The organism is Streptomyces sp. NPDC005435, from assembly GCF_040703155.1.
Taxonomy (GTDB): Bacteria; Actinomycetota; Actinomycetes; order Streptomycetales; family Streptomycetaceae; genus Streptomyces.
This window is the reverse complement of the sequence record NZ_JBEXEQ010000013.1, coordinates 20,610-33,991: the sequence shown is the minus strand read 5'-3', so window position 1 is coordinate 33,991 and position 13,382 is coordinate 20,610. Positions and strand designations below refer to the sequence as shown.

13 protein-coding genes are annotated in these 13,382 nt (G+C 73.6%); 8 read left to right on the top strand and 5 right to left on the bottom strand.

What is annotated here, in order from left to right; all coding sequences use genetic code 11:
* Window positions 1-105: 105 nt before the first annotated feature.
* Window positions 106-1,014, top strand: coding sequence for a pseudouridine-5'-phosphate glycosidase (locus tag AB0898_RS18125; RefSeq protein ID WP_366803920.1), 909 nt, complete (start codon window positions 106-108; stop codon window positions 1,012-1,014).
* Window positions 999-2,006 (top strand): sugar kinase, encoded by a 1,008-nt coding sequence (locus AB0898_RS18120; RefSeq protein WP_366803919.1) that lies wholly within the window; start codon window positions 999-1,001, stop codon window positions 2,004-2,006. Before AB0898_RS18125 ends, AB0898_RS18120 begins: the two co-directional genes overlap by 16 nt.
* Window positions 2,007-2,011: 5 nt before the next feature.
* Here the strand turns inward: AB0898_RS18120 and AB0898_RS18115 are convergent, their stop codons facing one another.
* Window positions 2,012-2,806 carry a methyltransferase domain-containing protein gene (locus tag AB0898_RS18115; RefSeq protein WP_366803918.1) on the bottom strand — a complete coding sequence of 265 codons (795 nt, stop codon included), beginning with the start codon at window positions 2,804-2,806 and terminating at the stop codon, window positions 2,012-2,014.
* Window positions 2,807-2,986: 180 nt separating this feature from the next.
* Between AB0898_RS18115 and AB0898_RS18110 the strand changes: the two genes are divergently transcribed.
* Window positions 2,987-4,114, top strand: coding sequence for a magnesium and cobalt transport protein CorA (locus AB0898_RS18110; RefSeq protein ID WP_366803917.1), 1,128 nt, complete (start codon window positions 2,987-2,989; stop codon window positions 4,112-4,114).
* 23 nt (window positions 4,115-4,137) lie between these two features.
* On the opposite strand, the gene AB0898_RS18105 is transcribed toward AB0898_RS18110, so the two are convergent.
* On the bottom strand, window positions 4,138-4,770 hold the full coding sequence (locus AB0898_RS18105; RefSeq protein WP_366803916.1) for a uridine kinase: 633 nt from the start codon (window positions 4,768-4,770) through the stop codon (window positions 4,138-4,140).
* Between the two features lie 377 nt (window positions 4,771-5,147).
* On the opposite strand from AB0898_RS18105, the gene AB0898_RS18100 reads away from it, so the two are divergent.
* Window positions 5,148-5,855 carry a DUF2293 domain-containing protein gene (locus AB0898_RS18100; protein WP_366804084.1) on the top strand — a complete coding sequence of 236 codons (708 nt, stop codon included), beginning with the start codon at window positions 5,148-5,150 and terminating at the stop codon, window positions 5,853-5,855.
* Between the two features lie 231 nt (window positions 5,856-6,086).
* Window positions 6,087-7,574, top strand: coding sequence for a glutamate synthase subunit beta (locus tag AB0898_RS18095; protein WP_366803915.1), 1,488 nt, complete (start codon window positions 6,087-6,089; stop codon window positions 7,572-7,574).
* A 103-nt stretch (window positions 7,575-7,677) separates the two neighbouring features.
* On the opposite strand, the gene AB0898_RS18090 is transcribed toward AB0898_RS18095, so the two are convergent.
* Window positions 7,678-7,932 (bottom strand): DUF397 domain-containing protein, encoded by a 255-nt coding sequence (locus AB0898_RS18090; RefSeq protein WP_366803914.1) that lies wholly within the window; start codon window positions 7,930-7,932, stop codon window positions 7,678-7,680.
* Window positions 7,933-8,793: a helix-turn-helix transcriptional regulator gene (locus AB0898_RS18085; RefSeq protein ID WP_366803913.1), complete on the bottom strand. Its 861-nt coding sequence runs from the start codon at window positions 8,791-8,793 to the stop codon at window positions 7,933-7,935.
* Between the two features lie 249 nt (window positions 8,794-9,042).
* On the opposite strand from AB0898_RS18085, the gene AB0898_RS18080 reads away from it, so the two are divergent.
* From AB0898_RS18080 to AB0898_RS18070, 3 genes are all read left to right on the top strand, one after another.
* Window positions 9,043-9,876 carry an ATP-binding protein gene (locus AB0898_RS18080; RefSeq protein WP_366803912.1) on the top strand — a complete coding sequence of 278 codons (834 nt, stop codon included), beginning with the start codon at window positions 9,043-9,045 and terminating at the stop codon, window positions 9,874-9,876.
* The gene (locus tag AB0898_RS18075) at window positions 9,873-10,292 is read left to right on the top strand and encodes a hypothetical protein (RefSeq protein ID WP_366804083.1); all 420 of its coding nucleotides are present in this window, start codon (window positions 9,873-9,875) and stop codon (window positions 10,290-10,292) included. The genes AB0898_RS18080 and AB0898_RS18075 overlap by 4 nt, the downstream gene beginning before the upstream one ends.
* A 798-nt stretch (window positions 10,293-11,090) precedes the next feature.
* The gene (locus tag AB0898_RS18070; protein WP_407078363.1) at window positions 11,091-13,061 is read left to right on the top strand and encodes an ABC transporter ATP-binding protein; all 1,971 of its coding nucleotides are present in this window, start codon (window positions 11,091-11,093) and stop codon (window positions 13,059-13,061) included.
* Window positions 13,062-13,129: 68 nt separating this feature from the next.
* On the opposite strand, the gene AB0898_RS18065 is transcribed toward AB0898_RS18070, so the two are convergent.
* Window positions 13,130-13,336 (bottom strand): hypothetical protein, encoded by a 207-nt coding sequence (locus AB0898_RS18065; RefSeq protein WP_018545712.1) that lies wholly within the window; start codon window positions 13,334-13,336, stop codon window positions 13,130-13,132.
* Between the last annotated feature and the right edge of the window lie 46 nt (window positions 13,337-13,382).

Sequence of the window (13,382 nt, the reverse complement as noted above, 5' to 3'; positions counted from 1 at the left end):
CGGTCCTGCCCGCACGGTTCCGGCCGGCCGTGCGCCCGGCCCTGTTTAGCCCGGCACCCCGCCCGCCAGAAAGGAAGTGGGGACCGACTGACAGGAGGCGGGCACATGGTGCTGGTGATGTCGGAGGAAGTCCGGGAGGCGATGTCCGCCGGACGGCCGGTGGTGGCCCTGGAATCGACGATCATCGCGCACGGGCTGCCCCGCCCGGACAATCTGCGGGTCGGCCTGGAGCTGGAGGACGCGGTACGGCAGGAGGGCGCCGTACCCGCGACCGTCGCCGTGCTGGACGGCCGGCCGCGCATCGGCCTCACCAAGGACGAGTTGGAGCGGGTCGCGGGCGAGGACGGGATCAGGAAGCTGAGCCACCGCGATCTGCCCCTGGCGATCGCCACCGGGGCGAGCGGCGCGACCACGGTGTCGGCGACGGCCCGGCTCGCGGCGCTGGCGGGCATCCGGGTGTTCGCCACCGGAGGTCTCGGCGGGGTGCACCGGCAGTGGACGCTCACCCAGGACGAGTCGGCGGACCTGGGCCTGCTGGCCCGGACCCGGATCACCGTGGTGTGCGCGGGGGTGAAGTCGGTCCTGGACGTGCCGGCGACCCTGGAGCGCCTGGAGACGCTGGGCGTGGCCGTCGCCGGTTACCGCACCGACCGGTTCCCCGGCTTCTACCTGTCGGACTCCGGCCATCCGGTGGACTGGACACTCGACAGCCCCGGGCAGGTGGCCGAGGTGATGCGGGCACAGGACGCGCTCGGCGCGCGGGAGTCGGCGCTGATCGTCGCCAACCCGGTCCCGCCGGAGCGGCAGCTCGATCCCGGCCTGCACGCGCGCGTGCTCGCCGAGGCGCTGGACGCCTGCGAGCGGGAAGGTGTCACCGGCCAGGCGGTCACGCCGTTCCTGCTCGGCTACCTCGTCCGGCACACGGCCGGGGCGTCGCTGCGGGCCAATCTGGCGGCGGTGCGCGGCAATGTGCGGCTGGCGGCGCGGATCGCCGTGGCGTGGGCCGGGAAGTGACCGGCCCGGCGGGCGGTCTGCTGGTCGTCGGTGATGTGATCACCGATGTCGTGGCCCGGCATCCGGGGCCGCTCGCCACCGGCACCGACACCGCCGCCGTGATCCGCACCCTGCCGGGTGGCGCGGGCGCCAACGTGGCCTGCTGGGCCGCCCACACGGGCTGTGCCGACGTACGGCTGCTGGCGCGGGTCGGCGCGGACACGGCGCGGTGGCACGAGCGGGAACTGCGCGCGGCCGGGGTGCGGCCCCGCCTCGTGGTCGATCCGGCGGCGCCGACCGGCACCGTGATCTGTCTGGTGGACGCCGGGGCGGCGGCCGAGCGCACCTTCCTCACGTGCAGTGGCGCCTCGCTGCGGCTCGAACCGGCCGACTGGTCCGACGCGTTGCTCGACGGCGTGGGCCGACTGCATCTGTCGGGTTATCTGCTGTTCGCGGAGTCGAGCCGGGCGCTGGCGCGGGTGGCGCTCGCCGCGGCACGCGCGCGTGGGGTGCCGGTCAGTCTCGACCCTGCCTCGGTGGGCTTCCTCGCGGAACTCGGCGTGGACCGGTTCCTCGCGTTCGCACGCGGGCTCGATGTGCTGCTGCCCAGCCGGGACGAGGCGTGTCTGCTGGCCGGCCGGTCCGACTGGGCGGACGCGGCGGCCGAGTTGAGCGCGCTGGTCCCGGTCGTGGTGGCCAAGTCGGGGGCGGACGGGGCGCTGGTGGCCCGCTCCGGTGCGGTTCGGGCGCGGATCCCGGCCGCAACGGCGGTTCCCCGGGACACCACGGGCGCGGGGGACGCGTTCACGGGCGCGTTCCTCGCCGCCCTGGTCGCGGGCGCGTCCGTCGAGGAGGCGGCGCAGCGGGGGTGTCTGGCCGGGGCGCGGGCGGTGGAGCGGACCGGGGGACGGCCGCCGCACCCAGGCGTGGGGGACGTGCCCCCGGATACGGCCACGTCCCGGCCGTCCGAGGCACCCCGGCCGGACCCCGCCGCGCCCGCACCCGGCCCGTGAGCACGTCAGGCCTTGCGGCCCCACGCCGAGATCATCGGGGCCGTGGCGAGGTCCATGCCGCCCGCCTCCACATGGGCCAGGTGCCGGTCGATCTCCTCGTCGGTGGCGATCCCCGCCGCGACGAGCCGGCCCCGGATCTGCCGGACCGTGGCGGACTCCAGGGCGGTGCAGGCGGGTGAGGTGACGGGGAAGTAGGCGTCGGCCTCGACCTCGCGCAGTCCCGCGTCGCGGAGCAGGCGCGGGAGCTTGCGGCCGTAGGAGAGGTCGGCGCCGCGCTCGGCGAGCAGGGTGCGGAAGCCCTGGCGCAGCCGGTTCGCCAGTTCCTGCTCGGGGCCGTACTCGTCGGGGCAGAGCAGGGGCTGCAGGGCGGGGTCGGCGTCCTCGACGAGCAGGTGGCCGCCCGGCTTGAGCGCGTCGATCATCGAGCGCAAGGCCCGTTCCCGGTCGGGGACGTGGACGAGGACCAGCCGGGCGTGCACCAGGTCGAAGTCCTCTCCCGGCGGCTCCTCGGCGCCCACGTCGTGGACCAGGACCCGGACGGGGGGCCGGGCCGCGGCGGTGAGCCGGGTGGTGTCGATGTCGGTGGCGACGACCTCGCCGGCGGGACCGACCTTGCGGGCCAGCCAGGACACGACGGAGGTGCCTCCCGCCCCGGCCTCCCAGCAGCGCTGCCCGGGGCCGGTCCCGAGGCGTTCGAGGTGGCGGAAGGTCGTGGGATCGAAGAGGGAGGCGAAGGCGTCGAAGCGTTCCTGAGCCTCCGTCTGCCGGTTGTCCAGAAGGTATCCGTCGGGTCGCGTCATGTCGTGATCATTCCAGCAGACACCTGCTCCACGTCCTTCGGCGTCCCGTTGTCCACAGGCGGGAACAAAGCGGAACTACCCATTCCCACAGGCTTTTCCGCGCTTGCGGCAGGACTGGCACACTGGCCGGGCAAGGCGCGAAAAGCGTCACGTGAGGAGATCCAGGGCAAGGAGATCCAGATGACCATGGCGGGCAATCTGCGGAGGGTCACGGGGCTGAGCGGGGTCGACGGCCTGCGCAAGGTGGCGCGGCTGGCCAGACGGCGCCCCCGGGTCGACCTGAGCCACCCGGCCAGGTCACCCCTGGGTTCCTCGGTCGTCAACTGCGTCACGTACCGGGACGGTGTCCGGGTCTCCGGCGCCCCCGATCTGGTGGACGCGGTGCGGACGGTCCGCAAGAGCGGGGAGGGCTTCGTCTGGCTGGGGCTGCACGAACCGACGGCCCAGGAGTTCGCCGGCATCGCCGAGCTGTTCGACCTGCATCCGCTGGCGGTGGAGGACGCGGTGGAGGCCCACCAGCGCCCGAAACTGGAGCGGTACGGAGAGACGCTGTTCGCGGTCTTCAAAACGGTCTGTTACGTGGAGCACGAGCAGCTGACGGCCACCAGCGAGGTCGTGGACACCGGCGAGATCATGGTGTTCCTCGGCGAGGACTTCGTCGTCACCGTGCGACACGGGAGCCACGGCTCGCTGGGTCCCTTGCGGGAGGAGTTGGAGGCGCGTCCGGATCAGCTCGCGAAGGGTCCGGCGGCGGTGCTGTACGCCATCGCCGACCACGTGGTGGACGAGTACCTGAACGTCACGGACGCGGTGCAGGCGGACATCGACCTGGTCGAGACGGACGTGTTCGCGGAGAACGGCGCGCGGACCGACCCCGGCCGTATCTACCAGCTGAAGCGTGAACTCCTGGAGCTGAAGCGGGCGGTGGTGCCGCTCGGGCGGCCGCTGGAGGACCTGGCGACCCGGCCGATACGCGTGGTGGACCCCGAGATCCAGGCGTACTTCCGGGACGTGCTGGACCACTTGATACGGGCCAGGGACCAGATCGCCGCGTTCGACGAACTGCTCAACTCGATCCTCCAGGCGCATCTGGCGCAGGTGACGGTCGCGCAGAACGAGGACATGCGGAAGATCACGGCCTGGGCGGCGGTGATCGCCGTGCCGACGATGGTGTGCGGTGTGTACGGCATGAACTTCGAGCACATGCCGGAGCTGCACTGGCGGTTCGGCTATCCGATCGTCATGTCGTTGACCGCGTTGTTCTGTGCGGTGGTCTACCGGGGCTTCCGGCGCAACGGCTGGCTCTGACACCCGCCGGGGCTCCCGGCCGGTCAGCCGTTCCAGGCGGGGTGCCGCGGATCGTCGGCGCGCACCAGGACGTCGGCGGTGCCGGCGGGGTCGGTCTCCGTCTCGTAGCGGGCGAAGGCGGGGAGCGTCCAGTGTTCGGCCTCCGGGGTGCGGCGGCGCAGGGCGCCCGGAGAGAGCAGGAGGTGGACGGTCAGGTCGAAGGGGAACCAGTGACGCAGAAGGAGGGGTCCATGAGCCAACAGCACCGCACCGGGCGGTAGTCGGACGTACGGACTGCGGGTGGCACGGTCGGTGTCGGCGTCCCACAGGTCCGGCAGCACCCGTCCGTCACCACCGGGGTCCAACGGCCCGAAGACCTCGCGCCACAGCGCGCCCGTGTCGAACCAGCCGCTGTAGTACGACTCCTCCTCGCGGCGTCCGTGTTCGAGACGCAGCGAGGCCGGGCGCAGGAAGCCCTCGGTACCGACGCCGAGCGAAGCGCGTCCACGGACCCGCAGCGCCTCCGCGACCCGTTCCGCGAGGTCTCCCGGCCGCGCGGCCGGCGCCCCGTCGAAGCCCACCCGCGTCCAGGCACTCCCGTCGGCGGGCTCCAGCCCGGAGATCCGGTCGGCGAGCCGCTCGGCCAGCCGGTCCCAGGTGATCGCTTCAAGTCGCACGGGCCCATGATGCCGGGTCCTGCCGGACGGGTGACGGGTGGGACACGACCGGTGTCGGGTCCTGCCGGACGGGTCCGGGCCGGTGCCGGGCAGGGTGGCCGGATTGCGGTGGTCCGGGACGGGACGCGGGCGCTGCCACGGGGAATGAACCGCGTATGGCACGCCCCGCCACTCCCCCGCCCTCAGGTTCGCCCGAGGGAGTCGCCTCCGGTCCTCCCGGCGGCCCCGGCTCCGAGGCCGGGCCCGGCACTCCGGCCGGCCCCCCGTCCCCGGACGGCCTCGCGGCCCTGGACAACCTCACGACCCCGCACAGCCTCCCGGCCCCGGACCCCCTCGCTTCTCCGGGCGGCCTCGCCGGCCCAGGTGGGCTCGTCGTCGTGCAGTCGTTGCGGCGTAAGCGGTGTGCGGGGTGCCGGGGTGGGCCGTTGTCGCTGGTCGTGGTGGAGGAGGGGGTGCCGCGTTGTCTGGACTGCGTGGACCTGGGGCACCTGGTGTTCCTGCCGCGGGGTGATGCCGCGCTGACCCGGCGGTCGCGGGAGGAGAGCGCGCTATGGGCGGTGGTGGTGCGGTTCAACCGGCGCAGGAGCCGGTACGAGCGGCAGGGGGTGCTGGTGGAGGAGGCCGCGCTGGCCCGTGCCGAGGCACGCTGTCTGGCCGACGCCGAGGCCCGGCGGCGGCGGAGGGCGCGGGACGCGGGACGCAGGGCGGTGGAGGACGAGCGGTTCGTGGCGGACTTCGCGGCGGAGGTGCGGCGGCTGTTCCCGGGGTGTCCGGCCGAGCGGGCCCGGGCCATCGCGGCCCACGCGGGAGCGCGGGGCAGCGGGCGGGTCGGGCGGAGCGCGTCCGGGCGGGCGCTGTCCGAGGAGGCGGTGACCTCGGCCGTCGTGGCCTCGGTGCGGCACCTGGACACGCCCTACGACCGGTTGATCATGAGCGATGTGCCAAGGAGGGAGGCGCGGGAGCGGATCGCGGAGACCGTGCGGGAGGTGGTGCGGGGGTGGGGCGGACGGCCGCTGCGGCTTCCGGCCGCCGGGCACCGTACGAGGCAGGCCGGGACGACGAGTGGGAGGAGAGAGGAGAGGTGACCGGATGAACCCCTGCCGGAGTGCCGTGCGGCCCGGTGAAAGGCGAGGTCCGCCGCTCTGCGCGGGCGTCGGGCGGGACGTATCGTGGCCGGAAGAGCCCCGGGAGAGCGCTCCGGGGCGATGTCGCACCCGCGCCGGGCGGCCGCCGGATGACCCCGGCTTGACGACGCACGGCCCGTCGTACCCCAGGTACCCCCAGCCCCCCGGTATCCGTATACGAGGAATACGCCGATGGCCGATCCCAAGGGGTTCATGACCACCCAGCGCGAGGAATGGCCGCGGCGGTCCGTGGAGGAGCGGGCGCGGGACTGGGACGAGGTGTACGTGCCGGGGGCGCTGTTGCCGATCATCAGCGCGCAGGCGGACCGCTGTATGGACTGCGGGGTGCCGTTCTGCCACGAGGCCTGTCCGCTGGGCAATCTGATCCCCGAGTGGAACGACCTGGTGGCGCGGTCGGACTGGCGGGCGGCGAGCGACCGGCTGCACGCGACGAACAACTTCCCGGAGTTCACCGGCCGGTTGTGTCCCGCGCCGTGCGAGGCGGGGTGCGTGCTCGCGATCAATCAGCCGGCGGTCACCATCAAGAATGTCGAGTGCGCGATCGCCGAGCGGGCGTGGGAGGAGGGTTTCGTGCCGCCGCGGCCGCCGGAGCGGCTGTCGGGGAAGACGGTGGCGGTGATCGGTTCGGGTCCCGCCGGGCTGGCGGCGGCGCAGCAGCTGACGCGGGCCGGGCACACGGTGGCGGTGTACGAGAAGGACGACCGGATCGGCGGTCTGATGCGGTACGGCATCCCCGAGTTCAAGATGGAGAAGCGGCAACTGGAGCGGCGCATCGGGCAGATGGAGGCGGAGGGCACCCGGTTCCGTACGTCGGTGACGGTCGGGCGGGATGTGCCGGCGACGGAGCTGCGGGCGCGGTACGACGCCGTGGTGGTCGCGACCGGTGCCACGGCGTGGCGGGAACTGGCCGTGCCGGGGCGCGAGTTGGCCGGGATACATCAGGCGATGGAGTATCTGCCGCTGGCCAGCCGAGTGCGCGAGGGCGACCTGGCGGTCTCGCCGCTGTCGGCGGAGGGCAGGCACGTGGTGATCGTGGGCGGCGGGGACACCGGGGCCGACTGCCTGGGGACGGCGGTACGCGAGGGTGCCGCCTCGGTGACCCAGCTCGACATCTACGCCCAGCCGCCCGGGACGCGCGACGAGGACGCCGAGCCGTGGCCGACGTACCCGAAGCTCTACCGGCTGTCGGCGGCGCACGAGGAGGCGCGGGAGTTGCGGACGGCACCGGCGGCGGACGCGGACGCGCGACTGTTCGCGGCGTCCACGCTTCGCTTCACCGGGGACGCCGGCGGGCAGGTGCGGGCGCTGCACCTGGTGGAGGTGGACGAGCGGCGGAGCCCGCTGCCGGGCACCGGGCGGACGCTCCCCGCCGATCTGGTGCTGCTGGCGCTCGGTTTCTCCGGGCCGGACCGGGCGGACGGGCTGATCGACCAGCTGGGGCTGCGGACGGAGCCGCGCGGGACGCTCGCCCGGGACGGCGGTTTCGGGACCGGTGTCCCCGGCGTGTTCGCCGCCGGGGACGCGGCTCGTGGTCAGTCGCTGATCGTGTGGGCGATAGCGGAGGGGCGGTCGGTGGCGGCGGCCGTGGACCGCTATCTGACGGGCGAGTCCTGGCTGCCGGCACCGATATCGCCGTACGACAGGCCGATGGCCGTGTAGTCGTGGTTCAGCGGAAGGGGGACGGGAGGGAAGGAAGTTGACGGGCGGTCGTGTCTATGGCGGAGCAGGAAGGGTGGGCATGAGTCAAAAACGGTGAGCCGGGTCAGGAGAGCAGGAAGTCCGCCTCCCCCGCCTTGGCGCCCTGGATGAAGGCGGTGATCTCGTCCGGGGTGTATATGAGCGCGGGGCCGTCCGGGTCGGTGGACTGACGGACGGCGACGCGGCCGTCGGCGAGCTTCATCGCCTCCAGGCAGTTGCCCCCGTTGCCCCCGCTCCACGGCTTGTGCCAGCCGACGCTGCCCAGCTCCCGCGCGGGCATACCGTTGTAGACACGACCGCGCGGATTGATGCGATCCATTCACAGCTCCTTGCGGAGATCCCGCAGGATCTCCTTCGTGCGTTGTGCCGTAGCGGCCTGGGCCGCCATGCGGTCCATGACTTCGAGGTGGCTCGCCACCTCGGAGCGCGCGTCCAGGTAGACGGCGCCGGTCAGGTACTCGCTGTAGACCATGTCCGGCAGTTCTGACATGGCGAATCGGAACAGCACGAAGGGCCCGTACGTGCCCGGGTGCGGCCCGTTGGCGAACGGGGCCACCTGGAGCGTCACGTTGGGCAGCTTCGTGGCCTCAAGCAACTTGTCGATCTGGGTGCGCATCACCTCCGGGCCGCCGACCGGGCGGCGCAGGGCGGTCTCGTCCATGACGGCCCAGAAGCGGGGCGCGTCCGGCCGGGTGAGCAGGTCCTGACGGCGCATCCGCAGGGCGACGTGGCGCTCGATGTCGTCGGGGCTGGTCTGGCCGATGGCGCCCGACTTGAGCACTCCGCGCGCGTAGTCCTCGGTCTGGAGCAGTCCGGGCACGAAGTGCGGTTCGTAGGACCGGATGAGGGAGGCGGCCTCCTCCAGGCTGACGTACATCGAGAACCAGCCGGGCAGGATGTCGTGGAACCGCTGCCACCAGCCGGGCCGGTTGGCGTCCTCGGCGAGACGGACGAAGAGTTCGGCCTCGTCCTCGGGCACGCCGTAGGTCTTCAGCAGCAGTTGCAGGTACGGGATCTTGAGGGAGACCTCGGCCATCTCCATCCGGCGCACGGTGGCGGGGGCGACGTGGAGGACCTGGGCGGCCTCCTCGCGCTTCAGCCCGGCACCTTCCCGCAGCTCCAGCAGGCGTCGGCCGAGGACCACCTGACCCACGGTCGGCGCGGACCGCGGTTCGCTCACGTGCCACCTCCGACTGACATCCCGCTCCGGCAAAGAATCGCGACAGCACCGGGGCGCCGGGCACGGTGTCCCGACAGCCCTGCGGCGCCGTTCGAAGACGCGTGCGTGGATCCGGCCGGATCGACGACGGTCTCAATTGGCGCCGCGCGACGTGCTGTTGCGAGCAGTGTGCCACGGCCCTTCACCGCGTCACACAGCACTCTGCATTTTTCAGAGTGACACTTGCCAAGTGTTCACGGCGGGGAGATAGTGGCAAGCGTGATTCCGTCCGCGCCCTTAGGAACAGACTCCGCCGCAGACCGGCCCAGTCTCGGTGTCGCCACCGGAGAAGCCCCGGTCAGGGGCGTCACCAAGCGACGGTTCCGCTTCGAGCTGGCCGCACATCCGACGTCCCCCGCCGAGGCCAGACGCGTGACGCGCGCCCGGCTGACCGGCTGGTCGGTGTGCGCGGACACCTGTGACAGCGCGGCCCTGGTGGTGTCCGAGCTGGTCACCAACGCAATCATGCACACCGCGAGCAGCCGGGTCGTGTGCGAGCTGCACGACCGCGACGACGTGGTGCGCATAGCCGTGCGCGACGAGGGGTGCGCGCCCGGCGATCCCCACCCGGCACAGCAGCGGCCCGACGAGGAGCACGGGAGGGGGTTGCTTCTCGTGGACGCGCTGTGCCGGGCCTGGGGCACCCGGCAGGACGGCCCGGGGCTGCTGGTGTGGGCCGAACTGCCCAGGCAGGGTGACGCGGCCGAGGCCGCGGACGACACGGCCTACGACACGGCTCACCTCACGGCCGACGAACTCTTCGACGCCTACGGCGCGACGGACGACACCGCCGGCACCGGCGACACCGGCGGCCCCGCCGACACCGCTCCCGCCGGGACCCGGGAACACGTCCCGGCCCGCGATCCCCGTTGCGACCTCGGCTGGGGCGTGCGGCCCAAGCCGGACCCGTCCCCCGTTCCGGGTGAGGACGGGTCCACCGGGCCGGCGGCCGTGCGGCGCGGCGAGACGGTTCCGGCCCAGTGGGCGGGGCGCGTGCGCGACGCGGTCCCGCACGGGCGGACCCAGCCGTGGGCCGTCCCATGACCGGCGCCGGGCAGCCGCTGGGGCTCGACACGCTGGTCAGGCTGGGGCGTCTTCGTCACCTGCCCGTACCGACCGGTCGGCCTGTACTGCCCGAGGGGATGACCACCCCGCTCGGCATGGACGCCGTGGCGGTGCCGGGCCGGCTGGGCGCGCTGCTCCTGCCCCGGCTGCCGCGCGTGGGCTGTGTGTACGCCGACGACACGCACTGGTGGTGGATCGTCCCCGCCGACTCCGACTACGCCCTGTCCTGGCCGCCCCCGTCCCACTACGCGACCGGCGCCCCCGTCCCCACCACCGCCCGCCTGCTGCACCGCCCCGACGGCACGATCCCCTACACCCCGCCGATCCCCCTGTACCTCGCCCTGTGCCGGGCCACGGGCACGACCCCGGACTGGTCCCGGCCCCTGTCCGCGTAGACCAGGACCCTCCGGGGCTGAGCCGAAGAAGCGCCGGGCCGTCCCCATGCGGGTGGTCACCGAGGGCACGACTCCGGCTTCACCCCGGCGCCGCGGGTGTGAGCGGGGGCCTCCGGGGCCGGGTGAGGGGGGCGGCGGACCGGCTGTGCGTGCGGCCACCGTAAGTCCACGCTTACGGCCGTCCCCAGGTCGCCATCGGTGCGCGTATGGGCCTCCGACGGCCGACCCCCTGCTCTCGGCACCGGCCGAGACCCGCACCTGCCCGGGCGACGGACGGTACGGGACCTACCGCCCGCTCACCGCGCCCGCCGCCCAGCCGCCCAGCTGCCCAGCTGCCCAGCTGCCCAGCTGCCCAGCTGCCCAGCTGCCCAGCTGCCCAGCGCACGACGCCGGACCGGCGCCAACCGCTCCCGGCATGGACCCAGGCCCCCGGGGCCGCCCCGGCGACGGACAGCATGACCGCCCCCCTTCCCGCGCCCGTGCGCGCAACGGCCGTTCGATCCCACCCCCACACCACCCCCACCCCTGCCCTGACCGTCCCCGGCCACCGGCGTAAGCCCGAGCCACCCGCGAGACCCGCGACACCCGCTCCCGGCGTAATCCAGAGTCCCCGACGCCCGCCCCGGCCAGGAAGAACCCCCCACCGTGCGCCCGTCATGCCGACGTCGCGCCCCACGCATGCGCAGGACCGCCCGGAAGCCCCCGTTCCGGGGCGCACCGCACTCCCCCCGCGCCCCCGGCACCCCCGCTCGCGCCCTGCCAGGGGCGTTGCCGTGCCGCGATAGTGGCCGTTCGGTCATGGCATCCGGGAGGTTCAGGGTGAGGCGGAAGCGGGGGCGGGGACAGGAAGAAGCCGAGGTCTCGGGGTCGGAGCGGCTGCTGTTCGGGGGGCCGCTCAGGTACGACATGGGGTGGAACGAGCACTCGCAGGCGTTCCTGGAGCTGAGCTTCCGGGCGATGGTGCGGCGGCTGCCGGGGATGCTGGCGTCCAGTCTGCGGCTGGCGCGGCGGGCGGACCCGGGGGCCGCGCGGACCGTGCTGGCCGCCGAGGTGGGCCGGGGTGTCGCGCAGGCGGTGAGTCTGCTGGCCGTGAACAGCGCGCTCGGCAGCCTGCTCACCGGCCCGGACATCGGGGAGCGGCTGCGCTCGGCGGCCCCGGCGCTGGCCGTGATGGCGGCCATGATGCTGGTCGCGGCGCTGCTGCGGGCGGCCTCCACCTACGCCACCGGACGCCTGGAGCCCAAGGTGGAACGCGTGGCGACCGAGCTGTATCTCGAACGGGCGGCCAACGTGGAGCTGGCCGCGATCGAGGACCACGCCTTCCACAAGCTGCTGGACACCGCGCAGTACGGCGCCCGCTCGGCGCGGCACATGATCTCGTACAGCGCCCGGGTGATCAACGCGCTGATCTCGCTCGTCGCGGCCGCCGGTGTGCTGACCGTGCTGCATCCCGCGCTGCTGCCGCTGCTGGTCACCATGACCCTGCCGAGCGCCTGGAGTTCGCTCACCATCGCGCGGCGCCGTTACGAGTCGTTCCACGTCTGGGTGCAGCACGCGCGGGCCGGCCAGCTCATCGGCAGTCTGCTCACCGAGCAGGGCGCGGCGCCGGAGATCCGGGTGCACGGGGTGGGCCCGTTCCTGCTGCGGCACTACCGGTCGATGTCGGAGACGGCGGAGGCGGAGCAGGCCCGGCTCTCGCGGCTGGCCGCGCGCACCGGTCTCATCGCCGCCACCTGGACGGGGCTCGCGACGCTCGCCACGTACGCCACGCTGGGCGCGCTGCTGGTCGCGGGCGCGATGGCGCTGTCGGTGGCGGGTACGGCGGTCATCGCGATCCGGACCGGGGCGGCGAGCCTGGACACGCTGGTGCTGGAGATCAACCAGCTGCACGAGGAGGCCCTGTTCGTGGGCGACCTGGAGCGGATGTACGCGGAGGCGGCCGAGCGGGCGATCCCGGCCGGCGGGGTGGAGCTGCCCGGGGACCCGAAGGAGATCCGGTTCGAGGACGTCACCTTCAGCTACCCGGGCGAGGGGACCCGCCCGGCCCTCGACGGAGTGACCCTCAGCCTGCCGACGGGCCGGATCATCGCGCTGGTCGGTGAGAACGGCTCGGGCAAGACCACCCTGGTGAAACTGCTCGCGGGCCTGTACACGCCGGACCGGGGCCGCATCCTGTGGGACGGCGTGGACGCGGCGCGGGCCGACCGGCGGGCGCTCGCCGAGCGGGTCGCGATGGTGGCCCAGGACTTCAAGCGCTGGCCGTTCACCGCGAAGGTGAACGTGGCCGTGGGCCGTTCGTCCGTGCCCATGACCGAGGAGCGGCTGGACGCGTCGGTGGCCGAGGCGGGCGCCGAGGAGGTGGTGGCCGCGCTCCCGAACGGCCTGGACACCCTGCTGGCCCGCAATTTCAGCGGCGGCCACGAGCTGTCCGGCGGCCAGTGGCAGCGGCTCGGCATCGCGCGGGCCGCCTACCGGCGCGGCGACATCCTGATCGTGGACGAGCCGACGGCGGCGCTGGACGCGCGGGCCGAGCTGGCGGTGTTCGAGAAGATCCGGGCGCTGGCGGGCAGCGGGCAGACCGTCGTACTGATCACCCACCGGCTGGCGTCCGTACGCCACGCCGATCTGGTGCACGTGCTGGAGCGCGGGCGTCTGGTGGAGTCCGGCACGCCGGAGGAGCTGCTGGCCGGGGGCGGGGTGTACGCGGAGCTGTACGCGCTCCAGGCGGATCAGTTCACGGCGCCGGTGCCGGCGCCCAGGTCCGCGTGAGCCGGGCCCCTGTCCGTACGGATCGGCCGGCGCCGCCCGTACGGATCAGCCGGCGCCGCCCGTCCCGCTCAGTCGGCGCCCTCCGGCCCCCGCAGGATCACCAGGAACGTGTCCGTGGCCAGGTCCATCACGACCTCCGCGGGCAGCCCTTCGAGGCGTCGCGCGTGCGCGAACTCCTCCGCCGGCCATGATCCGCGCGGCCCGCCGGCGGGAAAGCGCCCGAGCTCCGTTCGCCCGTTCACCATCTCGCACCTCCAGAAGACGTCGTACTTCATGGAAGTCAACGCTTCGCAGGGGGTGATCGCCTCGGCCGGTGACGGG

Excerpts from the sequence above, each read along its gene's own strand:
- AB0898_RS18115 (WP_366803918.1), bottom strand. The coding sequence starts at position 2,806 with ATGACGCGACCCGACGGATACCTTCTGGACAACCGGCAGACGGAGGCT.
- AB0898_RS18125 (WP_366803920.1), top strand. The coding sequence starts at position 106 with ATGGTGCTGGTGATGTCGGAGGAAGTCCGGGAGGCGATGTCCGCCGGA.
- AB0898_RS18095 (WP_366803915.1), top strand. The coding sequence starts at position 6,087 with ATGGCCGATCCCAAGGGGTTCATGACCACCCAGCGCGAGGAATGGCCG.
- AB0898_RS18065 (WP_018545712.1), bottom strand. The coding sequence starts at position 13,336 with ATGAAGTACGACGTCTTCTGGAGGTGCGAGATGGTGAACGGGCGAACG.
- AB0898_RS18090 (WP_366803914.1), bottom strand. The coding sequence starts at position 7,932 with ATGGATCGCATCAATCCGCGCGGTCGTGTCTACAACGGTATGCCCGCG.
- AB0898_RS18110 (WP_366803917.1), top strand. The coding sequence starts at position 2,987 with ATGACCATGGCGGGCAATCTGCGGAGGGTCACGGGGCTGAGCGGGGTC.
- AB0898_RS18070 (WP_407078363.1), top strand. The coding sequence starts at position 11,091 with ATGGCATCCGGGAGGTTCAGGGTGAGGCGGAAGCGGGGGCGGGGACAG.
- AB0898_RS18075 (WP_366804083.1), top strand. The coding sequence starts at position 9,873 with ATGACCGGCGCCGGGCAGCCGCTGGGGCTCGACACGCTGGTCAGGCTG.